General features: G+C 41.3%; 21 protein-coding genes. 9 read left to right on the forward strand and 12 right to left on the reverse strand.

Features of this window, described 5'->3' with window-relative positions; genetic code table 11:
• Positions 1-107: 107 nt before the first annotated feature.
• The 3 genes from POV26_RS13815 to POV26_RS13825 are packed head-to-tail and all read right to left on the reverse strand — an operon-like array spanning position 108 to position 2,850.
• Positions 108-683, reverse strand: coding sequence for a hypothetical protein (locus POV26_RS13815; protein ID WP_272857055.1), 576 nt, complete (start codon positions 681-683; stop codon positions 108-110).
• An 11-nt stretch (positions 684-694) separates the two neighbouring features.
• Positions 695-1,375, reverse strand: a complete 681-nt coding sequence (locus POV26_RS13820) for a DUF6939 family protein (protein ID WP_272857056.1) — start codon at positions 1,373-1,375, stop codon at positions 695-697.
• Complete coding sequence (locus POV26_RS13825; RefSeq protein WP_272857057.1) at positions 1,375-2,850, reverse strand: DarT ssDNA thymidine ADP-ribosyltransferase family protein; 1,476 nt, start codon at positions 2,848-2,850, stop codon at positions 1,375-1,377. Before POV26_RS13825 ends, POV26_RS13820 begins: the two co-directional genes overlap by 1 nt.
• Positions 2,851-3,181: 331 nt before the next feature.
• On the opposite strand from POV26_RS13825, the gene POV26_RS13830 reads away from it, so the two are divergent.
• From POV26_RS13830 to POV26_RS13850, 5 genes are all read left to right on the forward strand, one after another.
• Positions 3,182-6,043 carry a WD40/YVTN/BNR-like repeat-containing protein gene (locus POV26_RS13830; RefSeq protein ID WP_272857058.1) on the forward strand — a complete coding sequence of 954 codons (2,862 nt, stop codon included), beginning with the start codon at positions 3,182-3,184 and terminating at the stop codon, positions 6,041-6,043.
• Positions 6,044-6,152: 109 nt separating this feature from the next.
• Positions 6,153-6,809 carry a succinate dehydrogenase cytochrome b subunit gene (locus tag POV26_RS13835; RefSeq protein WP_272857059.1) on the forward strand — a complete coding sequence of 219 codons (657 nt, stop codon included), beginning with the start codon at positions 6,153-6,155 and terminating at the stop codon, positions 6,807-6,809.
• A gap of 17 nt (positions 6,810-6,826) precedes the next feature.
• Positions 6,827-8,830: a fumarate reductase/succinate dehydrogenase flavoprotein subunit gene (locus tag POV26_RS13840; RefSeq protein ID WP_272857060.1), complete on the forward strand. Its 2,004-nt coding sequence runs from the start codon at positions 6,827-6,829 to the stop codon at positions 8,828-8,830.
• A 52-nt stretch (positions 8,831-8,882) separates the two neighbouring features.
• Positions 8,883-9,260, forward strand: a complete 378-nt coding sequence (locus tag POV26_RS13845) for a four helix bundle protein (RefSeq protein ID WP_272857061.1) — start codon at positions 8,883-8,885, stop codon at positions 9,258-9,260.
• A gap of 138 nt (positions 9,261-9,398) precedes the next feature.
• Positions 9,399-10,145: a succinate dehydrogenase/fumarate reductase iron-sulfur subunit gene (locus POV26_RS13850; protein ID WP_272857062.1), complete on the forward strand. Its 747-nt coding sequence runs from the start codon at positions 9,399-9,401 to the stop codon at positions 10,143-10,145.
• Between the two features lie 55 nt (positions 10,146-10,200).
• Here the strand turns inward: POV26_RS13850 and POV26_RS13855 are convergent, their stop codons facing one another.
• Complete coding sequence (locus POV26_RS13855) at positions 10,201-12,453, reverse strand: ATP-binding protein (protein ID WP_272857063.1); 2,253 nt, start codon at positions 12,451-12,453, stop codon at positions 10,201-10,203.
• Between the two features lie 108 nt (positions 12,454-12,561).
• Here POV26_RS13855 and POV26_RS13860 point away from each other — a divergent pair, with 108 nt between their 5' ends.
• Complete coding sequence (locus POV26_RS13860; protein WP_272857064.1) at positions 12,562-13,542, forward strand: DUF1028 domain-containing protein; 981 nt, start codon at positions 12,562-12,564, stop codon at positions 13,540-13,542.
• 94 nt (positions 13,543-13,636) lie between these two features.
• Here the strand turns inward: POV26_RS13860 and rpmA are convergent, their stop codons facing one another.
• The 8 genes from rpmA to mutY all read right to left on the reverse strand — a co-directional run bounded on the left by rpmA (position 13,637) and on the right by mutY (position 19,942).
• Positions 13,637-13,900, reverse strand: a complete 264-nt coding sequence (gene rpmA, locus POV26_RS13865) for a 50S ribosomal protein L27 (RefSeq protein ID WP_272857065.1) — start codon at positions 13,898-13,900, stop codon at positions 13,637-13,639.
• A 35-nt stretch (positions 13,901-13,935) separates the two neighbouring features.
• Entirely contained in the window at positions 13,936-14,634 is a 699-nt protein-coding gene (gene rplU / locus POV26_RS13870) for a 50S ribosomal protein L21 (RefSeq protein WP_272857066.1), read from the reverse strand.
• A 211-nt stretch (positions 14,635-14,845) separates the two neighbouring features.
• A complete protein-coding gene (locus POV26_RS13875; RefSeq protein ID WP_272857067.1) occupies positions 14,846-15,301 on the reverse strand; it encodes a DUF4199 domain-containing protein in 456 nt (151 codons plus the stop codon).
• Between the two features lie 91 nt (positions 15,302-15,392).
• On the reverse strand, positions 15,393-15,956 hold the full coding sequence (gene gldD, locus POV26_RS13880) for a gliding motility lipoprotein GldD (RefSeq protein WP_272857068.1): 564 nt from the start codon (positions 15,954-15,956) through the stop codon (positions 15,393-15,395).
• Positions 15,943-17,277 (reverse strand): gliding motility-associated protein GldE, encoded by a 1,335-nt coding sequence (locus tag POV26_RS13885; RefSeq protein WP_272857069.1) that lies wholly within the window; start codon positions 17,275-17,277, stop codon positions 15,943-15,945. The genes gldD and POV26_RS13885 overlap by 14 nt, the downstream gene beginning before the upstream one ends.
• Before the next feature lie 21 nt (positions 17,278-17,298).
• On the reverse strand, positions 17,299-17,754 hold the full coding sequence (locus tag POV26_RS13890; protein ID WP_272857070.1) for a single-stranded DNA-binding protein: 456 nt from the start codon (positions 17,752-17,754) through the stop codon (positions 17,299-17,301).
• A gap of 104 nt (positions 17,755-17,858) precedes the next feature.
• Positions 17,859-18,818, reverse strand: coding sequence for a hypothetical protein (locus POV26_RS13895; RefSeq protein WP_272857071.1), 960 nt, complete (start codon positions 18,816-18,818; stop codon positions 17,859-17,861).
• 59 nt (positions 18,819-18,877) lie between these two features.
• Positions 18,878-19,942, reverse strand: a complete 1,065-nt coding sequence (gene mutY, locus POV26_RS13900; protein ID WP_272857072.1) for an A/G-specific adenine glycosylase — start codon at positions 19,940-19,942, stop codon at positions 18,878-18,880.
• A 127-nt stretch (positions 19,943-20,069) separates the two neighbouring features.
• On the opposite strand from mutY, the gene POV26_RS13905 reads away from it, so the two are divergent.
• From POV26_RS13905 to POV26_RS13915, 3 genes are all read left to right on the forward strand, one after another.
• On the forward strand, positions 20,070-20,360 hold the full coding sequence (locus POV26_RS13905) for an HU family DNA-binding protein (protein ID WP_014782104.1): 291 nt from the start codon (positions 20,070-20,072) through the stop codon (positions 20,358-20,360).
• 357 nt (positions 20,361-20,717) lie between these two features.
• The gene (locus POV26_RS13910; RefSeq protein WP_272857073.1) at positions 20,718-22,262 is read left to right on the forward strand and encodes a ribonuclease E/G; all 1,545 of its coding nucleotides are present in this window, start codon (positions 20,718-20,720) and stop codon (positions 22,260-22,262) included.
• A 257-nt stretch (positions 22,263-22,519) separates the two neighbouring features.
• Positions 22,520-22,996 carry a regulatory protein RecX gene (locus tag POV26_RS13915; protein WP_272857074.1) on the forward strand — a complete coding sequence of 159 codons (477 nt, stop codon included), beginning with the start codon at positions 22,520-22,522 and terminating at the stop codon, positions 22,994-22,996.
• The last annotated feature ends 57 nt before the right edge of the window (positions 22,997-23,053 follow it).

Raw genomic sequence — 23,053 nt, forward strand, 5'->3', positions numbered from 1 at the left:
TAAAATACCGCCAGTAAAATATGCGGAATTTAATTCTCTTGGGGCTAGCCCCAAGAGAATTAAAAATAATAAGTTTGTAGAAATATTAGAAGAATGAACAGTTCTAATTAGGGGAAGCTTACAACACCATTTAGTAACTGTCCGATACTTGCAGAGGAAATTGTTGTAGTCGTTCCTGCGGTTGTTGCAGAAAAATCGATTCCCCACAAACCAATTATTATCCCAATAAAAGTACCACCTAGTCCTATGTACAATGGAACATTAATAAGGTTTCCAATTTCATTGTCCACCTTCTCAAGATGTCTTTCGCAGGTATCTTTTAAAATTCCAAAGTCTGCTGATGCTCCTTTGTTTTTACACAAGTAGGCATTAGTAGATTTTATTACCTCTGAAAAGTGGGAATGATTTGCTTTTGTTGAATTGGGAATAACTAAAAGTTCCACCTGTTCGGTGTCCTTTGATTCGTCAATTATTTGAACTTCATTTGAGAGTGAATTCAAGTATTTTTCAAACTGGTCAGGTTCGCTAAGAACTGCTTTGTTTATAAAGAATTTTTTGATTTGTATTTCTTTAAACGAACTTGGAAAAAACCGCTGATACGACTTTATTTTAAAGAATACGTTGAAAAATACAAATACTTGTAATACAACAAGTGCTAAAATGAATATAATCTCAAATGTCATGTTCTCTGCTTTTAAAATAGAGTTGTTTGATTGTCGTCTTTTTTGTTTTGAGTTTTTTTAGTTATAGGTTTAGTTGTTTTCTTTTTAGGCTTTTCTTCCTGTGGATTAAGTTTCCTTTGTTTAAGTTCTCGATACAAGTCGATAGCCTTGGGATAAACACCTTCAACATAAGCCTTTACAAGAAAGGCATGAGAAAGAGGCTTTTTCGGGTTAAGAACATCACAATTCGTTTCGTAGTCAAGCAAAACAATATCTTCCTTTTGTGATGCTTCTTTAAGTCGTTCAACTATTTCTGAAACTTTGTTTTCTAAAACCCATAAATAACTTGGAAGATAAATCTGAATTCGAGCATCAATATAATTAAGTAATTCTTTTCCGTTTACTCCTTTTCTATGCCCCAATGGTTTACCATACTTTCTGACCGTTCTTTTAATGTCCTTCATTTTGTCATTTTGAAATTTTCCTTCATCAATGTCGGCACTGTCAAAAACCTTTAGCGCTTGCCAAATTCCTTCAACCGACTTTGCTGTTCGTTTTTCTGAAAATGGTATAGGAATATCTCCATGAGGATAAAACGGACTTAATTTGAGTAAGTTTGTCGTTGCTTTTGAAGTAACATCAACAATTTTGGCATTCGGATATTTTGCCAATAATGTTTTTTCCTTCTTCTTTTTATTTTCAATGAATATCATCAGGCAAAATTGTTAATGTTTGTGATGTTTTCGAGAGGAATCCAAGTTTTAACAAGCACTTCGGCTTGGTGGGGCTTGAAGTCGGGGTCTTCTCTGCTTACAAATCTTTTCTTCGTTGCTGAAAATCTAATTCTTTCTAAGTCGATTAATTCAGTGCCTTTCGAGTGACTTGAATCTGTTGCATTGATGTTACAGAAAATTGTGTTTTCGTAGTACGCAACCTCAATATCTACTTCTAAAAGTGCTAGGTTTCTTCCTCTTTTTTCCAACCTATATTGCATTGGATGGTTTGTGCAAAAACTAACTCGCACATAGTCTTGTAAGCCATAGCGCTTATCTAAATCTCTTGACAAGGTGTCACCTCCTGGAAAATTAATTATTATTCCATTTGAGTCTGCAAAATGCCATGAGTAAAGCCCGTTATTTTCTTTTATTGATTTTAGGTTATGATAATCAGTAAAATGATAAAAAGCTGTTATCCCATTTTCTTGTAAAACCCTTTGAAATTCTCTCCAATTGAATTTTTTTCTGAGTAATGCTTTAAGTTTATCTTTCTTTTCGAACTTTTTGGCTTCTTCTATTTTTCTCTTTTCCTCTGCTAGTTCTCTTGCTATTCTTTGTTGCTCTAATATTCTTTCCTGTTCAATCCGTATTCTTTCTGCTTTTTCTTTTTGTTGCTTTAGTAGTTCAGCTTGTCTTTTTCTGAAAATATCTAACTCTTTTTCTTTAAGCTTTTCTGTTGCTTTTGCGAGTCGTTCGATTCCTCTTTTATAATCTGGTTTTAAAGATTTTGAAAGTCTATTTATGAGCAATTTGGCATCATTAAGTTTATTTTGTCCTATGAGTGAATCAAGATTATTGAGTTCTTTCTTAATGTTGCTTTTGTATATCTCACGCTGTTTTTTCTTTTCTTTTTCTCTGTTGCCGTGTTTTTTTAAAGTAGATTTTTCCTGGAGTAATCTCTCAAGTTGCTTGAAATCTTTGTCAAAAGCTGAAACAGTACAATCTGATAGTTCAATCTTGTCGTCTATTTTGTTTTTGCTTAGAAGAGAGAACAATGTATCTATTCTATTGTCAAATAAAGAAGTGTCAGGATTAGTAACTTCTTTTATGCTTGATTTCTTTAAGTCAAGTAATGTCAAGCTTGATTGAAGGAGCTTGATTTCATCTTCTAGTTCATGTAGGTCGTATAATTTCTTTCTCCTCTTTGTTGGTTTTGGTTCAGAAAGGATTTCAGGCTCTTGTTCAATAACCACCACAATTTGTTTCGCACTTTCAAATTCTATAAGGGGTTTAAGAATTTCTTTTCTTTCTTCGTCATTAGTAGCATTTGACGCTTTTGTTAGTATTTCCTCTTTGTCTATACCTTTCTCAATAGTTGCCTTAGCGTTATGATACACTTTTATATTAGACTTCTTCTTCTTACCTACAAAGTAGATTTTAATAGTTGTCCATATTTTTTTGAGAAACTTCATTATTCAGGTCGTGTGTCGGGGCAAAAGCAAATATGGTGCAGCTGTGTGTCGGCTTGTGGGTAGGGTTGCACCTCTTTTGATTTTGCTGAAGCGCGGGCATTCATTTTCATTTCCTCTGTTGTTTTATTGTTCCACTGTCGTCTTTTTGGGTGAGGCACAATATGCAAATAAAAACTACATACCGCTTATTCCCTTTTATATATTATTGTTTACCTCCAAATATACCAAAAAACAATTCTCTTTTTGAATCTTGGCAAATCTTGCGTCGCTAAATTAAATCATTGCAAAACCCGCCCCATTTAAGTACCTTCATCTTTTCAAAACCATTCCCATGAACAAACTTTTCCTTTCGGTGCTTTGCCTGGCTACAACAATAGCTTTTTCGCAACAGCCAGCTACTCCCGCAAATAGTGTTGCAAGCGGCATTACACAAAAAACAGAATTGGCACAGGTTTCGGCTGTTAAAAACCTGTCCTTTAAAAGCATTGGCCCTACTATAATGAGCGGCCGGGTGGTAGATTTTGCAGTAAACCCAAACAATCCCATCGAGTTTTATGTGGGCTACGCCAGCGGCGGACTTTGGCATACAAACAATAACGGTACTTCCTTTACACCCGTAATGGACAGCAGCCCTACACAGAACGTGGGCTGCGTGGCGGTAGATTGGCAAAATGGCACCATTTGGGTTGGTACGGGCGAGGTGAACGCCTCTCGCTCATCATACGCCGGCATCGGTTTGCTGAAAAGTGACGATAAGGGAAAAACGTGGCAAAATATGGGCCTTACCGACAGCCACCACATTAGCAGTATTCTTATAAATCCTACCAATTCCAACGAAGTGATTGTGGGCGTGGTGGGACATTTGTATTCTCCCAATGAGGAGCGCGGCGTTTTCAAGACCAACGACGGCGGCAAAACCTGGAGCAAAACGCTTTTTATAAATGACGAAACGGGTATTATTGAAATTTCGGCTAACCCAAAAAATTTCAATACTATGTACGCCACGGCGTGGGACAAAGACCGAAAGGCGTGGAATTTTGACGGCAGCGGCCCGGGCAGCGGGGTTTATAAAAGCACCGATGCCGGAAGTACTTGGGCGAAAGTTTCTACCGAAAACAGCGGCTTGCCCATTGGGAAAGGCATGGGCCGGATGGGCACCGCCGTGGTTGATGACAATACGGTTTATTTGATTGTGGACAACCAATTTCACCGAAAGGAGGAGCCAAAAAAAGAAGAAACCGATATACTTACCAAGGACGATTTCAAAACCATGGATGTGGCTGCCTTTTTAAATTTGGACGATAAAAAGTTAAACCAATTCCTGAAAATGAACGGTTTTCAGGAAAAGTACCGCGCCGAAAATGTAAAGCAGATGGTTCGCGTAGGCACGGTAAAACCAAAGGATTTGGCGAAATATTTGGAAGATGCCAACAGCGCGTTGTTCGATACGCCCGTAATTGGCGCCGAGGTTTACAAAAGCACCGATGGCGGAAAAACGTGGAAGAAAACCCACGACGGCTTTTTGGATGATCTGTATTATTCCTACGGATATTACTTCGGAAAAATTCACGTTGACCCAAACGATTCCGATAAAATCTATGTGTATGGCGTACCCATCCTGAAATCTTCCGACGGCGGAAAGACCTTTAAAAGCATAGATGCAGATAATGTGCATGTGGACCATCACGCGCTGTGGATAAATCCAAAAATGCCGGGCCATTTGATTGATGGCAACGACGGCGGCGTAAACATAAGTTATGACGACGGCAAAACATGGATAAAGAACAACGCTCCAGCGGTGGGCCAATTCTATTCGGTAAATGTGGACAACCAAAAAAATTACAATGTTTATGGTGGCCTGCAGGACAACGGCGTTTGGGTGGGGCCGCATGATTATGAGGCAAATCCCGGATGGCGGCAAAACGGCAAATATCCCTATGAATTTCTTTTGGGTGGCGACGGCATGCAAGTGCAGATCGACAGCCGAGATAGCGATATTGTATATACCGGGTTTCAGTTTGGCAATTATTACAGACTTGACCGCGCCAAGGACACCACGGTGTACATTCAGCCGAAACACGAATTGGGCGAGAGCCCGTACCGCTTCAACTGGCAAACACCAATTTTATTGAGTCCGCACAACCAGGACATTCTCTATTTGGGCGGAAATAAGTTGATGCGAAGTATGAACCAGGGCGATGATTGGACGGCAATTTCAGAAGATTTAACGCAGGGCGGAAAACCCGGCAATGTGGCCTACGGAACCTTGACAAGCATCAGCGAATCTCCTTTTCAGTTTGGATTGCTTTACGCTGGTAGCGACGACGGGCTGCTGCATGTTTCCAAGGATGCTGGCGGCAATTGGACGAAGGTTTCGGATAGCTTCCCAAAAGATTTATGGGTGAGCCGCGTGATTGCTTCTTCACATAAAAAGGAAAGGGTTTATGTTACATTGAACGGCTACCGTTGGGACGATTTTAAATCCTATGTATATGTGAGCGATAACTATGGCGCTACTTGGAAGGAAATTGGCAGCAATTTGCCAACTTCTCCGGTAAACGTAATAAAGGAAGATCCGGTAAATGAAGACTTGCTGTATCTGGGAACCGATAACGGCGCGTATGTTTCCTTTGACCGCGGTGAGAGCTGGGAGGTTTTTTCAAAGGAATTGCCCAATGTTGCCGTACACGATTTGGTAATCCAGCCCGAGGCGAAACATTTGGTTTTGGGCACGCACGGGCGGTCGCTTTATATTGCCGATATTTCATTGCTTCAAAAGTTGAATCCAAAAACGATGGATGAAGTGGTACTCGCGGAAATGGAACCTGTAAACTTTTCGCCCCGCTGGGGAAGCAAATTCAGCACTTGGGGCGAGGTGTATGAACCAAAAACGAAAATCCAATTTTACAGTCCGCAAGCTGGAAGGGCAACCATTTCCATTAAAAATGAAGAAGGGAAAGAACTGCGGAATATTTCAATGGAGGCAAATAAAGGCGTGAACGTTTTGGAGTATGATCTTTCCATTTCTGACCCGCCTGCCGAACGGGCAGGAAAAGAAAAAAGGGTTTTGGAAAACGGCGACACCAAATTGAAACAAGCGGAGAACGGAAAGTTCTATCTTCCGAAAGGAAAATACAAAGTGAATGTGTCGGTGAACGGAAAAACCGCAACTTCTGAATTGGAGGTAAAGTAACCCCGTTGTATTTAAACCGATTCTAAATAGATTTTAAACAATTCAGAATGTTTGGCAACAAGCCTTTTGAAGCGTATTTTTGTGTAACTATTCTTGAAATAAAACCATAATGGCAATACTATCCTCTTCAATTGCGCGAAAAGTTGCTATGGCGCTTTCCGGCCTTTTTCTCGTGCTGTTTTTGGCACAACACTTTACCATCAATGTTACTTCGGTTATAGATCCGGATACTTTCAATAGCTGGTCGCACTTTATGGGGCACAATATTTTGGTGCAGTTTGTCCTGCAGCCTATTTTGATCTTTGGGGTGGTTTTCCACTTTATTATGGGAATCGTACTCGAAATAAGAAACAACAACGCAAGACAGATCAGCTACAAATCCTTTAAGGGAAACAAAAACTCAACCTGGGCCTCGCGAAATATGATTATCAGCGGCGCCGTGATTTTGGCGTTTTTGGGACTTCACTTTTACGATTTCTGGTTTCCGGAAATAGTTCATAAATACATTGAAAGCAACCCGATGGACCCAACCCGTTATTATCCAGACTTGCTTCATAAATTTGAAAGCCCGGTGCGCACAGGCTTGTACTGCTTGGCTTTTGTACTGCTGGCGCTCCACCTTTGGCACGGCTTTTCGTCGTCTTTCCAAAGTATGGGCTGGAACAACAAATATTCAAAGGGCCTAAGAGGGTTTACCCAAGTTTACGCAGTAGCTATTCCCTTAGGATTTATTTTCATTGCTCTTTACCTTCACTTTATACAATAACCACGAAACGCAACGCTATGTCAGTATTAGATTCAAAAATCCCCAAAGGACCCTTAGCCGATAAGTGGACAAAACATAAAAACGATATAAACCTCGTTAACCCTGCCAACAAACGGAATATAGACATTATCGTGGTAGGTACCGGTCTGGCTGGAGGAAGTGCCGCCGCAACCCTTGCCGAATTGGGCTATAACGTAAAAACCTTCTGCTATCAGGATTCTCCCCGCCGTGCGCATTCCATTGCTGCGCAGGGAGGTATCAACGCATCGAAAAACTACCAAGGCGATGGCGATTCAGACTATAGATTGTTCTACGATACCATAAAAGGGGGCGATTACCGTTCGCGCGAGGCAAACGTATATCGTCTTGCTGAGGTTTCGGCAAATATTATTGACCAATGCGTGGCTCAGGGTGTTCCTTTTGCGCGTGAATACGGAGGCTATTTGGACAACCGTTCCTTTGGGGGCGTATTGGTATCGCGTACTTTTTATGCGAAAGGGCAAACCGGGCAACAACTGCTTTTGGGCGCGTATTCGGCAATGAACCGCCAAATAAACCGTGGAAAAATCACGCCGTACAACCGTCACGAAATGCTCGATTTGGTAATAATTGACGGCAAAGCACGAGGGATTATTGCCCGCGATCTGGTTTCGGGCGAAATAGAGAGGCATTCCGCACACGCCGTGGTTATTGCTTCGGGCGGCTACGGAAATGTTTTCTTCCTCTCTACAAATGCTATGGGAAGCAATGTTACCGCTTCGTGGAAAATTCATAAAAGAGGCGCGTATTTCGCAAATCCTTGCTATACACAGATTCACCCCACTTGTATTCCCGTTTCCGGAGAGCACCAAAGCAAGCTGACGTTGATGTCGGAATCCCTTCGGAACGACGGAAGAATATGGGTGCCGAAGAAAAAGGAAGATGCCGAAGCCATTCGCCAAGGCAAGAAAAAGCCGAACGACCTATCCCATGAAGAACGGGATTACTATCTGGAAAGAAGATACCCTTCCTTCGGAAATCTTGTGCCGCGTGATGTTGCTTCACGCGCCGCCAAAGAGCGTTGCGATGCAGGTTTTGGCGTAAACAAAACCGGGCAGGCGGTATTTTTGGACTTTGCTTCGGCCATTGAACGCTACGGAAAGGAACACGCCGCAATGCACGGAAACCATAATCCTTCCAAAGAGGAAGTAACAAAACTTGGAAAACAGGTAATCGAGGAAAAATACGGAAACCTTTTCCAGATGTACGAGAAAATTGTAGATGAAAACCCCTACGAAACCCCAATGATGATCTACCCTGCGGTACATTACACTATGGGCGGTATTTGGGTAGATTACAACTTGCAATCCACTATCCCGGGTTGTTACGTTACCGGCGAGGCCAACTTTAGCGACCACGGCGCAAACCGTTTGGGTGCTTCGGCATTGATGCAAGGTTTGGCAGATGGATACTTTGTATTGCCATACACCATTGGCGATTATTTGGCACAGGACATTAAAACCGGAAAAATACCAACGGACACGAAGGAATTTGACGAAGCCGAAAAGAACGTCCGTGATTTGTTGGAAAAATTGATAAACAATAAAGGGACCCATTCGGTAGATCACTTCCATAAAAAATTGGGTCACATAATGTGGAACAAATGCGGTATGGCGCGGAATGCGGAAGGACTGAAAGAAGCAATGGCTGAAATTAGAGCCCTTCGTGAGGAATTTTGGCGAGATGTAAAAGTTCCTGGCGGATTGAACGAATTGAACAATGAACTTGAAAAAGCAACCCGTGTAGCAGATTTCCTTGAATTGGGAGAATTGTTTGCAAAGGATGCCTTAAATAGAAATGAATCTGCCGGCGGCCACTTCCGTGAGGAATACCAAACCGAGGAGGGAGAAGCCCTGCGCGATGACGAAAACTTTATGTACGTCGCCGCTTGGGAATACACCGGAGACCCCGGAAATGAAGTGCTTCACAAGGAAGAATTGGAGTACGAGAATATTGAGGTAAAGTCGCGGAGCTATAAATAAGTTAAGTGTTAAGGGTTAGGCGTTAAGAGTGAAAACTTGAAATAAAATTGATGTGGCTCAAATAAATTCTTTTGAAGACTTGGAGTGTTGGAAAGCGGCAACGGAATTAAGGCGCTATGTTTCCAAAAGAATTTTGCCGAAATTTCCGCCGGACGAAAAATTTGCCTTGACAAACCAATTAAGACGGTCCTCCCGATCAGTTTCCGACAATATTTCGGAAGGATATGGAAGGTTTCATTTTCAGGAAAATATTCAATCGTGCAGAATGGCACGTGGTTCACTTTGTGAATCATTAAATCAAGTTATCATCGCAAGGGATGAAGATTATATTGATGACCGGATTATGTTGGAATTCCGACAGATATATGAAAAAACCAAAGCTATTCTAAACGGATATATTAATTATTTAAATAATGCAAAGAAGCAATAATTATACAAATAAAAATATAAAATGGTTAGCACCTAACGCCTAACGCCTAACACTTAACGCCTAACGCTTAACACTTAACGCTTAACGCTTAACGCCTAACGCTTAACACTTAACGCTTAACCCTTAACTTTTAACAACATGAAGTTAACACTAAAAATCTGGAGACAGAAAGATAATAAATCAAAGGGAGAACTAAAAACATATCCAATTGACGGAGTGGAAGGGGACATGTCTTTTTTAGAGATGCTCGACGTTCTCAACGAAGGTTTAATAAACAAAGGCGAGGAGCCCGTAGTTTTTGACCACGACTGTCGCGAAGGTATCTGCGGAAGTTGTTCTCTGCAAATAAACGGCGAACCCCACGGCCCTGACCGATTGGTAACCACCTGCCAATTGCATATGCGTATGTTCAACGATGGCGATACTATAGTGATTGAACCTTTCCGGGCCAAGGCATTTCCGGTTATAAAGGATTTGGTGGTAGATAGAAGCGCGTTTGATAGAATTCAACAAGCGGGAGGTTATATTTCCGTGAATACCTCTGGAAATACCATAGATGCCAACACCATTCCCGTTAACAAGCACGATGCCGATGAGTCTTTCAACGCAGCTACCTGCATTGGTTGTGGCGCTTGTGTGGCAGCTTGTAAAAATGCCAGCGCGATGCTTTTCACTTCCGCTAAAGTAAGTCAGTTTGCTCTGCTTCCTCAGGGAAGAATTGAAGCCACTGAGCGCGTACTGAATATGGTTGCCCAAATGGACAAGGAAGGTTTTGGAAACTGCAGCAACACCGGAGCCTGCGAAATTGAGTGCCCAAAAGGAATTTCCTTGGAAAACATAGCCCGAATGAATCGCGAGTATTTAAGTGCGAGCTTGAAGGGATAAATGGTTTAATTCCATAAAACAACAATAAAATCCTAAGTATAATTACTTGGGGTTTTTACTTTTCTACGGAAGAAGTTTTGTATTGGCAAAACATATCTTCCTCAGGATCATTTAGATTGCGCAGAATTATTTTAAGAAATTTATCGGTATCATAGGGTTTTACTATAATATCGTTCATTCCCGAAGCTTCAATTTTATTGCGCATCTCTTCAACTTCAATAGCCGTCAAAGCCAAAATTGGAATTAGTTTGTTGAATTTCCGTATTTCTTTTGTGGTTTCAATGCCATCTTTACCGGGCATATTGATGTCCATCAAAACAAGGTCGAAATCATCATTCTGCAATTTTTGTATTGCAATATCCCCGCTTGCTGCTATGTCGCAAGCCATTCCTTGGTTTTCAAGGATTTTTTTGGTTACAATTTGATTAATACGGTTATCGTCCACCACAAGGATCTTCTTTCCATTCAAAATAATAGTATCGACTATTATTTCGTCTTGCAGCAAATGCTTCAAAATCTGAAATTTTAGGGTAAAACTAAACGTAGATCCTTTCCCGGGCTCACTTTTCAGCTTGATGGAAGAATTGGAAGCCTCCAATAATTTTTTCACAATGGTAAGCCCGAGCCCCGTTCCCTGTATTTTAAAATCTTCGGAATCTACCTGTTGGAATTCTTCAAAAATGGCTTTCTGCTTTTCCTTCGGAATACCAATACCGTTATCTTTAATACTGAAATGTATGCTTATTTCATTTTCTGAAATTGATTCTTCCTTTGCCGAAATATAAATATCGCCGTTCGTGGTAAATTTGATGGCGTTGCCCACTAAATTCATAAGAATTTGCGAAAGCCGCACCCTATCGCCAATAATGGTATGCGGAATATTTTCTGAAATAGCTACGTGCAGTTTGTTTTTATTCTGGACCAAGGCGTATTGAAAAGAAGAAATAATGGACTGGACCAAGTCCTTTAAGTCAAAAGGGACGTTCATTTCTTCAAGCGTGTTGGATTCCAGTTTGCTTATTTGAAGCACGTCGTTTATAAGCGCCAAAAGATAATCTGCCGAAAATTTTAGGTTCTTTAAATCCGCTTGGTGGCTTTTGAGCGATTCGTCTTCCAAAAGAACAGAGCTCAAACCAATAACACCATAAAGCGGGGTTCGCAACTCATGGCTAACCGTTGAAAAGAACTTGCTTTTGGCCAAGGCTAATTTTTCCGATTTTTCTTTCGCCTTTAAATATTGCTGGTTTTTTTCTTTTAAGGTAAGGGTCAGTTTTTTTCTTCCGCGGTGCGATATGTAAAGAATTATCAAAAATAGCCCCATCAGTATGGCCGCTCCTACAAAGAAGGAAAGTAAAACATTGCTTAGCAAGGCCTTTTCTGAAAGCAATTTTTTTTCCAGTTCTGCTTGGCGTGCTTGTTTTTTGTATTCATTAACGCTAAACCGTGCGGCGGCGTTTTGAATGGCCATTAGCTTTTCTTTTTCAAATTGGATTGCGGTTAGGCTATCAAATTTTTTCCGGACCAAGAAGGCTTCCCTAAAATCGCCAATATCAAAAAGTGCGGCGCTGTATTCCTTGTAGGCCTCAACTAAATTGTCATCTATATAATTTCCTTTTTCAGCAAAAGCGATGGCATTCTTAAAGTTCACAATAGCCTCTTCGGGTTTTTTTGACGATAGGTTCAGCTTCCCTTCCAGCAAGTTCATTTCGGTTGTTAAACCATTAAATTTCATAGCCGCTATTCCTTTTTGCGCTTTATTGAAATAGTGCTGGGCCTTTTTTTTGTCGCCTTGGTTTAGGTAAGATTCGGACAGATTGTAATACACCAAGGATACTTCCAAGGTATCTTTTCTTTTTAGTGAAAGCGGAAGGGCTTTTTCAAGAAAGGGAAGGGCAGAGTCATATTTTTTTTCGGTGAGGTAAAGTGCCCCCATGAAATTATAGGCACGGGCGATTTTAAATTCATCTTTTGACTTTTCCGCAAACTGGAAATACGTGTCTGCATAATCGTGGGCATTTTTAAAATCTTTTAGATATGTAAAAGATGCGCCCATTACATACCGGGAGTAAAATGCGGCATCGGTATCGCCAATGCGTTCGGCCAATTTTATATTTTCAATGGAGGAGAGGATTACGGAATCGTATTTTCCTTCAAACAACATAAAATCCGTGCGGTCCTGCATTGTTTTGAGAGAATCCTTGAGCACGGAAAACCTGGGTTCAAGTTTTGTTGAAATAGTGTCTTGGCTGTTTTGGGCAAACCCTATGAAGGAAATCAAAAATAGTGCGAAGCTTAAATATTTCAACATTTGGGGAAGTTCAAAATTGTTTTTTGGGCGAGTACTAAAATACTATATTCTGATGAAAGTCAAATTCTTATAATAAAATTTTATCTTTAGCTACTAAATCATCTCAAAATGAAGCACATACTTTTATTCTTAGGTGTTTTTTCGGTTTTTTCAACCCTAGCGCAATCAATAAAACCGAACGATCCGTTGGCGCACACTTTTTCAATCGTGGCCCGCGATGCCAAAACGGGCGAAATGGCAGTTGCAGTCCAGAGCCATTGGTTCAGTGTGGGCACCGCGGTTTCTTGGGGCGAAGCTGGCGTTGGGGTTGTGGCAACGCAATCGTTTACGAATAAATCCTTTGGGCTTCGCGGCTTGAATTTGCTGAAAGAGGGCAAATCGCCACAGGAAGCTTTAAACATCTTGTTGAGCGACGACGAGGGCAGGGATTTCCGCCAAGTTGCAATTTTGGACAACCGGGGAAGAGCCGCAACGCACACGGGCAAAAGCTGTATCGATTTTGCGGGGCACGCCAATGGCGAAAACTTTTCGGTACAGGCAAATATGATGCTGAACGATAAAGTAGTGCCGGCAATGGAAAAGGCTTGGAAGGAAAACAGCGAAATGCCTTTGGCAGAAAGAATGGTCGCTGTGCTACAAGCCGCGCAAAATGCGGGAGGCGACATTCGCGGAAAACAATCTGCAGCGCTTTTGGTCGTTGCTGCAGCAGCTTCTGCTGAACCGTGGAATGACAAATTAATTGATTTGCGGGTTGACGATTCTGAAAACCCAATAAAAGAAATAGCTAGGCTTTTAAATGTTTTTCGAGCCTACGAGCATATGAACCAAGGCGATCTTTTTGTTGAAAAGAACGAAATGAAAAGCGCCATGGACGAGTATAACGCTGCCATGAAAATGTTTCCCGAGAATCTGGAAATGCAGTATTGGACGGCAATTACCTTAGCGAACGATAAGCAGGTTGAAAAGGCTTCGGAAATGCTCCAAAGTATTTATGGGAAAGATCCAAACTGGCGAGCACTTACCAAACGGCTTCCGAAGGTTGGGTTGCTGAATGTTTCGGAAGAAGATTTTAAGAAGCTTATTCGTTGATTCCCTTCCGTAGAAAATGCTGTTGAAATCAACCCACAAAAAAAAACCTCCACATTGCTGTGAAGGTTTTTTGGTTTATCGAACAAAGTTTTTACTATGCTTCAGCGTTTGGAACGATGGAAACGTAGCTCTTGTTATTTTTCTTTTTGGTAAACTTCACAGTTCCGTCCACTTGTGCGTGAAGGGTGTGATCTTTACCGCCATATACGTTTTCACCAGGGTGGTGCGTATAACCTCTTTGTCTTACAATGATATTTCCGGCAATAGCGGCCTGCCCTCCAAAAATCTTAACGCCAAGACGTTTCGATTCTGATTCGCGACCGTTTTTGGAACTACCAACTCCTTTTTTGTGAGCCATTTTGTTTCGGTTTTAAATATTATACTTTAGCAGGATTATTTTTCGATCCCACCGTCTAATTTGTCTTGCAATTCTTTAAGTTCGTCCCACTTGCCGTCTGCAGCCAATTTTGCCTGTTTTGGCCAAGTGTCCGTAACTAAGTGTGCTAAATTGGAACTTGCTTCTGAAAGAATAGTTGCGATAGCTTCTGGTTTTGCTTTTGCAACTTTGGCAAAAGTGTCCATTCCGGCGGCAACCATTGCCTCTGCGGCTTTTGGCCCAACACCTTCAATCTTTTTAAGATCGTCTGCTTTAGCTACTTTTTTAGGAGCGGCTTTTTTGGCGGGTGCCTTGGTTTCTGCCTTTGCCTTTGGAGCAGCAGTTTTTGCTTTCGCCTTTGCAGGTTTTGCTTTAGGCTCCTCTTTTTTGGCAGGGGTAGCTCCTGAAGCTACAATGCTCTCGATTACGATTTCAGAAAGATACTGACGGTGGCCGTTTTTCTTGCGGAAACCTTTTCTTCTTTTCTTTTTGAATACAATAACCTTGTCACCTTTAAGGTGTTTTACGACTTTTGCTCCTATTTGAGCACCGTCTATAGCGGGGGCGCCAATGGTAATCTTGTCTCCGTCACCAATAAGAAGTACATTGTCAAAAGACACTTTTTTTCCTTCCTCAACTGGCAAACGATTTACAAAAACCTTTTGGTCTTTCGCAACTTTTACTTGCTGCCCTGCTATCTCTACAATTGCGTACATAGCGAATCGTTTATAAAATTAGTTAAACTTAAATTTCCCTAACGTTTGCGGGGGCCTTGGCCTCCGAAGCAAATATGGTTTGCGTAGGGGGCTGCAAATATAATTTTTAAAAAGGAAACGGCAAAGTGTTTTTTATTTAATCTTTTCAGAACCAATTGCCCAGCTCTTTAATTGGTTTCGTTTTTTTGAACACTGAACACTGAACACTGAATTAAAGAGTGTTCCTGTCCCCATCTTTGGTGTTCCACGATTTTTTGAGAAGTTGCATAAAGGCAAAGGTCAGGACCAAAGTTGTAACAAAGCCCATGATCAAAATAGTCAAGAGCAGCATAAGGGTTCCCAGATCGTATTCAAGATTCCATGTTTTCAAGATTCCAGTAGCAAATTCACTATCTATCTGGTACATATAGACGGCCATAAAAATGGTAAAAAGCAGGGAAGCTATTCCCCCGGTAAAAAGTCCGACCTCGAATCCTTTTTCAAATTTGAAATTGCTTTTCTGGGATTTGTATTTTTTGAGAGCGAGGTATATGCCAAATCCAAAAATCAATCCATTCAACGCGCTCAATATAGGATATTGATGAAGTCCTATTAATTTTAGGATAAGAAAATAAGCAATAAGGATTACTGTTATCCAGATACCATAACGGGAATATATTTTGAACATAGTTGTTAGTTTTACAGTCAAAAGTTACAAAAACTTGCCGAACCTATTGCAAAGGGTTTGTTAACTTTTTTTCAATGTGGCCGAAATAGGGCTATTTCCAAGTGATGGTCTCCATCAATTTGCGGATGTCCTCGCGAAGATAGACCACGGCCGGATAGATGGAATCGAAGTTTGGTTTGGCATCAAAATAGAGGGCGCCATTCAAGAAATGGTTGATGCTGTCAGTAACGTAAAATTCTGCTTGGGTGGCGGCGTTTCCGTTTATGGGATAAAACATTCCGTACACTTTTGAATCTGGATTCACAAAAGGAAATGCGGGGATGCTGTTTGCTTTAATTGTGTGGTCATAAGCCAATTTCTGCGCATCCCGGAGCAAAGAATCCAGATTGTTATTCTGCACATCTTGGTAGGTCAAATATAAAGTAGCCTTCATATTTGGGTAAGCAATATTTATTCCGCAGTTCTTTTTTTGGACAATATACGTGTTCTTGTTCACAGAAAAAGAATACGGACAATCCGTTTTAATCGTTCCGTATTCAGGTTTTGGATAGTCCAGACGTAGCATGGCCGAGGGTTTTACCAAAACATCGTCCTCGCAGGAAGCAAGGATGAAGAGGCTAGAAAGCAAATAGAAAACGAGCTTATTGATTTTCAATGGTAAGTTTTATTTGTTTTATGCGCTTGCCCTCAAACGCTTCAATGGTAAACGCATAATGGTGGAAGGATATTATCTCGTTTTTCTTCGGAAAGCCTTTTGAAATCTCCAAAAGGAAGCCTGCAAGCGTTTCCGCCTCGCCTTTTTCATCCTCAAAAATCTCGGGATCCTCTGGTTTTATCACTTTATAAAAATCCTTCAACGGGGTTTTTCCTTCAAAAACAAAAGTATTGTCATCGAGCTTTGAGAAAATGAGATCCTCATCGTCAAACTCATCGCTAATCTCGCCCACGATTTCCTCGATAATATCTTCCAGGGAAATCAAGCCACTGGTGCCGCCGTATTCGTCAACTACAATGGCGAGGTGCATTTTCATTTCCTTGAATTCGTTGAGCAGATCGTCCAGTTTTTTGTTTTCGGGTACGAAATAGGCTTCGCGTTTCAGGGTTTTCCAATCCAAAATTTTCCGGTCTGTATATGGAATCAAATCCTTCACATAAAGAATTCCGGTAATGTTGTCCATACTGTCCTTATAGACGGGAATACGCGAGTAGCCGTGCTCAATAATCTCGGGAAGGATTTCCTTGAAGGACTGTTCTTCGTTCAGCGCAAAAATGTCCATTCGGTTTTTCATCACCTGTTTGGTGTCGGTATTTCCGAAGGTCACAATGCCCTGTAGAATTTTTTGCTCCTCGTGCGTGGTATCTTTATTGGAGAGTTCCAAAGCCTGTGAAAGATGGTCCACGCTGATGTTTGATTTTTGCTTTCCGTAGCGGTCGTGCAAATAAATAGTGGCGTTGCGCATGGGCAAACTTATGGGGGAAAGCAAAGTGTCTAAAATATTTAACGGCTGGGCCATAAAAACCGCGAACGAAATACGGTTGCGGTTTGCATATATCTTCGGAAGAATTTCGCCGAAAAGCAAAATAAGAAAGGTAACCAAAACTACTTTTATAAGGAACACAACGCTTATTTCGAAATAATGCAGATTCAAAGAGTAATCCCATCTATCAAACCAAATGGAGCTCAGGGACTCAAAAAGAAGCACAATGGCTATGTTTATAAAATTGTTGGCGACCAAAATCGTGGCCAATAATTTCTTGGGCTTTGTCAGCAAATGCTGGACGATTCCCAGTTTTTTGGCAATTGACTTTTCCTCATTCGTCTCAAAATCAGAGGGCGTCAAGGAAAAGAAAGCCACTTCGGCGCCCGAAATAAGGGCCGAACAGGCAAGCAAAACAAACAATAAAATACAGCTTGTTATTTGGTAAAAATCCAAAACGGAAAAAAAGAATAATAAACCAGGGGGCTCTGTGTCCAAGTTTTTGGTTTTAATTAAACATTAAAAAGGAAGGTCATCCGCTTCTTCAGAAACTGAAGTGTTGTTTTGTGGGGCTGTGGACGCTTGCGGCTTTTGCGTATTTTGGTCAGCATTGCTATTGGCCGCATTGCTGCTTTCGCCCTTCGGACTCAAAAAGGTAAAATCCGTACAGTGAACTTCGGTACTGTATCTGTCCATTCCTTTGTCGTCCTGCCATTTGCGGGTTTTCAGGCGTCCCTCAATATAGACCAAATCTCCCTTTTTTAGGTATTTTTCGCAAATTTCCGCAGCCTTGTTCCGCACCACAATGTTGTGCCACTCGGTATTGGTTACCCGTTCGTTGGTTGCTTTGTTTGTATAGGTTTCATTGGTCGCGAGCGGGAAACGGCCCAAGCTGTTTCCGCCTTCAAAATAATGCATTTTTACATCATCGCCGGTATGCCCAATCAACATTACTTTGTTCAATGTTCCACTCATAATTGTAATTTTTCTATTTGTGCAAAGGTAGATTTTGCGTTTTAAATATAAGGAAATTTAAGATTTTAAATCGCGGAAATTATAGATTCGCTTCATTTTCAGGGCTAACCAAACAGTTTTTGCCAGAGAGAAGGTTTTTTGGGAGTTGCCGTTTCATCCGTTTTTATGGAAACTTCAGGTGCTGTTTCAATTTCTTCCTCTGAAATCACGGGAGGTTTCCCCATATTGGACTTAGCTTCCGCTTCCTTCGTAATTTTGCTTTCCCAATTTATGTATTCCTCTGAGAAAATAATGTCCTCAAAGAGATATTTTACATCATCGGAATATGCTTTGCGGTCTTCCCTGAAATGGGCAATATCCTCTTCATCTGGCAAAAACCCGCTGCTTTTGCGGTGATAGGCTTTGAAGGCAGGAATGCTTTGGTTTTTAAATAACGAATGGATATAGTCAAAAGTTCTTTCCAGCTCCCCCAAACGCTGCAATATGCCCACTATGGCCTTGGATATTTTTGGCTGCCACTCATTTATCGAGGGGCCGAAGAGATTTTGGGCTTTGGTTAATTTTAGTACGGCTTCTTCCAGCTTGTCCTTTTCATTAAAAGTCAGGGCCATTGCCTTGGCGGACATGTAGTTTAGCTCCGCGAGATAAATTATCAAAACAAATTTATCGGGGTAGCTGGAGAATATTTTGTCCCGGTCCACAGCTGCGTCAATTTTTTGTTTGGCAAATTCTTCAATCTGTTTGTCCACCAATGTGTTGAATTTCGGCAAAAGTTGTTCCCGATATGCGGGGGTTTTTATTTCAGAAAAGAACGAATAAAAAATAGTGATGTTGGCAAAGGAACGTTCAAAATATTTTGGCCGGTCCGGGGTCAGCTTTTGCTGTTCATCAAAAATCGCCTCGCATTTTTCTAAAAATTGCCGCTCGTTGCTTTTCTCCGGAAGAATGCTTAGCTGTTCCCAATTGGAAAGGCAGTAGCCGCATTTGTAATGCCCTGGCTCGGTCTCAGAGTACGATGAGGTTGCGCCGCAGGCGGGGCATTGAATTCTATTTAATAGTTCCATAGCTTTTTCAGAAATGTTAAAGATACATTATAATGTAGATTTTTGCCGTTTAAATCGTGTCAGTAGTTCTCAAAAAACTCCGAAACAAAATTTGCAATCAACACGGGCACGGCATAGCTTTCTATTTCTGAAATGGCGACGGAGCTTTCGGTTTCGTCAAAAGTTTCAATGATCCAAAAACGTGTGTTGAGATGCTGGTGCGAAAGTTTGTGCACCACAGCCTCTTGATTATAAAGTGAAATGTTCCGAATGTTTATTTTTTCGGAAAAATCTTGGAACTGTGGAAGTTTTTTCAATTCTGAAACCTCTATTTCTTTTGAAGTTTCAATCAGCGGAAACTCATATAGTTTGTGCCAAATTCCTTTTCCGTTGCGCTGTTGCAAAACAGTTCGCTCGTTTTCCGAAAGTATTACCAAGTAGTTGAAAAACCTTTGCTTTACGGGCTTCGATTTAATTTTTACGGGAAGTTCCGCCACCTTTTTCTGCTGAAAGGCTATGCAGCTGCCATTGAAAATGCAGTTTTCGCAATCGGGGTTTTGCGGTACACAGTAACGCGCGCCGAACTCCATAATGGCTTGGTTGAAGGTGCCGGGCCGTTTTTTGTCAATCAATTGTTGCGCAAGAGCCTTAAATTCCCTTTGTCCGGCGGTGGAATTTATGGGAGTGGAAATTCCAAAAAACCGGGAAAGCACGCGATACACATTGCCATCAACCACGGCCTCGGGCTGGTTGAAGGAGATGCTTGCAATGGCGCTGGCGGTATAATCTCCCACGCCTTTCAGCTTCAGCAAATCCTTATAATTGTTTGGGAAAACACCGTTCATTTCATCGGCAACCCTTTTTGCGGTAGCGTGCAGGTTTCTTGCACGGGAGTAATAGCCCAAGCCTTGCCATAGTTTTAAAACTTCATCTTCGGGAGCGCTGGCCAGATCTTCCACTTTCGGAAAAGTTTCCACAAATTTCAAATAGTAGGGCAAACCTTGCAGAACGCGGGTTTGCTGCAGCATGATTTCGGAAAGCCAAATATGGTACGGATTTGTGGTATTTCGCCACGGCAAGTCGCGCTTGTTTCGTAAATACCACGTAATGAGTTTGTTGGAAAAACGAGGGGCTGTTTTGGGCATTGGGTAAAATTAATCTATATCCCTTTAAATTTTAAAGGATTAAGGTTTGAATTATTGATTTTAAAATATGTATATTTGCGGTCTTAAAAAAATCTAGTAAAAGAAAATTAATTAAAATTTAAAAGTAATGACGAAAGCAGATATCGTAGCGAAGATTTCAGAAAAATTAGGAATGGAAAAGAATGAGGTACAAGCTACAGTTGAGACCTTTATGGAAGAAGTAAAAAATTCTCTGGAAGGTGGTGACAACGTGTATTTAAGAGGTTTTGGAAGCTTTATCATCAAAACGAGAGCTGAAAAAACAGGAAGAAACATTTCAAAAAACACAACAATCAAAATACCAGCCCACAACATCCCGGCCTTTAAACCTGCAAAAGTTTTTGTTGAAGGGGTAAAGACCAACGTGGACGTAAAATAATTCTAACCCGTTCCACTTTGTTGGAGCATTAAAAAAAACTTTAGTATGCCAAGTGGTAAAAAAAGAAAAAGACATAAGGTAGCGACCCACAAGCGTAAAAAGCGTCGTCGCGCTAACCGCCACAAAAAGAAAAAGTAGTTTCTAAACTACTTTTTCTGTTTTAAAAGTATTTTGGGAATGATGCCTTTTTGGCGCCATTTCCGAATAAAACAAACGAAAAATCGTTCTTTGAAAATGAAATTGCAGCAGCCGGCTTTTGGTTTGGGTGCAGTTTCGCCGGATTTTTATATAAAATCTGTGAAAAATATTGTTTAATGAGTTCCGGATTTTTCTTCGGAACAACAAAATTAATGTAACGTGAACTACGAATTATTTATTAGGTCCGGTTCACAAGAAGTTGATTTTGCCCTTTTAAAGGATGGAAAGCTAATAGAGCTCCACAAAGAGGAAGAGGACAACAATTTTACGGTTGGCGACATATTTCTTGCCAAAATACGTAAAACGGTCCCGGGCTTAAACGCCGCCTTTGTGAACGTGGGCTACGAGAAAGATGGTTTTTTGCACTATCACGATCTCGGGCCAAAAGTGCTTTCGCAATTGAAATTTGTGAAAAGCGTGAGCTCCGGTAAGTTAAAGGATTATTCCTTAACTAATTTTCCATTCGAAAAAGAGATTGATAAGCACGGCAACCTAAACGATGCCTTAAAGAGCAATCAATCCATTTTGGTTCAAATTGTAAAAGAACCCATTTCCACCAAAGGGCCACGTATAAGCTCCGAGCTTTCCATAGCCGGAAGATATATTGTTTTGGTCCCGTTTTCAGACCGCGTCTCCGTTTCGCAAAAAATAGAGAGCAATGAAGAAAAGGACAGGTTAAAACGCTTGATAACGAGCATTAAGCCCAAAGGATTTGGCGTAATAATAAGAACCGTTGCCGAGGGCAAAAAAGTAGCAGAACTGGACAAAGATTTACAGAACCTTACCGAACGCTGGACGGCGATGTGTAAGAAGCTACAAGGGGCGCACCACCCTTCAAAAGTGCTGAGCGAGCTAAACAGGGGAGCATCCATCATCCGCGATATGTTTAACGATTCATTCTCCGCAATACATATTGACGATGAAAACCTTTACTTGCAAATAAAAGATTATGTGCAGGAAATTGCACCGAAAAAAGAAAATATCGTTAAGTTCTATGACTCCAATGTTCCGATTTTTGAGAAATTCGGAATTGAACGGCAGATTAAAACTTCCTTCGGGAAAACGGTATCAGGCAGCAAAGGCGCTTACCTGGTAATTGAACACACCGAAGCCATGCACGTGATAGACGTGAACAGCGGTAACCGAAGCAACAAGCAGAAAACACAGGAAGGCACAGCGCTGGAAGTGAATATGATTGCAGCCAGCGAGGTGGCAAGACAGCTAAGGTTGCGCGATATGGGTGGAATTATTGTGGTGGACTTTATTGATTTGGCAAACGCCAATCACCGCAAGCAGCTCTATAACCACCTTCGCGAAGAAATGAAGGACGATAGGGCAAAGCACAAAATTCTCCCGCCGAGCAAATTCGGGCTGATACAGATAACCCGCCAACGGGTTAGGCCAGAGATGAACATCAAGACCCGGGAAGAAGATCCCAGCAATGTGATAGACGGGGAGATTGAAGCGCCTATAATTGTTGTTAATAGAATAAACGAAGAGGTAAAGCGTCTTTTCGCAAAAGACTATAAAAAGATAACGCTCAATACGCATCCTTTTATAGCGGCCTTTTTAACCAAGGGCTTCCCAAGTATTCGCACCAAATGGTTTTTGGAGCACAAGAAATGGGTAAAAATACAACCTCGCGATGCCTATACGTATCTCGAATATCACTTTCACGACAAAGATGGTGAATTGATAAAATAACCAAAACCCCTTTTGAAGACTTGCTTCGGAAGGGGTTTTTTTTGTGTCCCACCCCTGCCTGCCTATCGGCATGGCAGGCAGGCCCAACCCCTCCCAAAGGGAGGAGGACTATCTATATTTAATAATAATATCGAAGGAAGAATTTTCAAATTTTAGCCGAAACCGTCGTGGTTCGTGCAGCGAAGCGGTCTTGGTTCTTGTTTCTTTTCTGCGGAAGTAAAAAGTTTTATCTTCACATAAAAATTTGTAAACGGACTTTGAACACCCACAAAACATACACCGTTGATGAAGCTACCAAGCGAATGGAGCGCTACTGCGCGTACCAAGAGCGTTGCCATAAGGAAGTGCACCAAAAACTGTATGAAATGCGGATGATTCCCGAAGCGGTGGACCAAATAGTCGATCATTTGTTGCGAAACAATTTTTTAAATGAAACCCGCTTTGCACAGGCCTTTGCCCGGGGAAAGTTCAGAACGAAGCAATGGGGAAGAAGCAGAATTGTAAACGAATTGAAGCGGCGCGAAATCTCAAAATTCAACATTCAGATCGCCCTAAAGGAAATACCCGATTCCGAATACTATAAAACCTTTGAAGCCCTTGCGGAAAAGCGTTTGCGGCAATTGGCCTCGGAAAAAAACCTTCAGAAAAAGCGGAAAAAACTGGCGGATTATCTTTTTTATCGCGGTTGGGAAGCTGATTTGGTTTATGGGAAGGTAAGTGAGATTTTTAAATGAGATTTTTGCTTGGGCACGAGTTGCAAACTCGCGCCAGCGTGGGAAGTAAAATAGAGT

The organism is Aequorivita todarodis (genome assembly GCF_028561335.1).
GTDB classification, from domain to species: domain Bacteria; phylum Bacteroidota; class Bacteroidia; order Flavobacteriales; family Flavobacteriaceae; genus Aequorivita; species Aequorivita todarodis.